General features: G+C 40.1%; 1 protein-coding gene. It reads left to right on the forward strand.

Going from position 1 to position 359, the window contains the following annotated elements:
* On the forward strand, window positions 1-221 hold a 221-nt coding region (locus AAEY75_RS14285), incomplete at its 5' end, for a DUF4130 domain-containing protein (RefSeq protein WP_352259935.1).
* Between the last annotated feature and the right edge of the window lie 138 nt (window positions 222-359).

Below are 359 nucleotides of genomic sequence, written 5' to 3' on the forward strand. Positions count from 1 at the left end.
TTACTGAGCTTGATGAGGCAGTACTGCGCAATCCTGCCAGCATTCATAGCGAAGATGAGCAACGTTATCAGCGTTTTTGGCAAGGCTATTTTACCAACGTCAATATCAAAGAGCGTAAAAATCCACGTTTGCACAAGCAATACTTACCGCAGCGCTATTGGAAATACTTGAGTGAAAAGCAAGTCCTGCCAAATGCGCAGCACCTCAAAAAACAGCGCTAATGTCTTGAATGCTTTCATCTATATTACCTGTATTTATTGAAGACAAATAATAGTCATCGTCCCATGCTATCTTTTTATCTTGGTGGTTGAGTTTTCAGCACTTTTCACTGACAATAGCAGCTTGATATCTTCTAATAG

Source organism: Psychrobacter sp. TB55-MNA-CIBAN-0194, assembly GCF_040309505.1.
GTDB classification, from domain to species: domain Bacteria; phylum Pseudomonadota; class Gammaproteobacteria; order Pseudomonadales; family Moraxellaceae; genus Psychrobacter; species Psychrobacter fozii.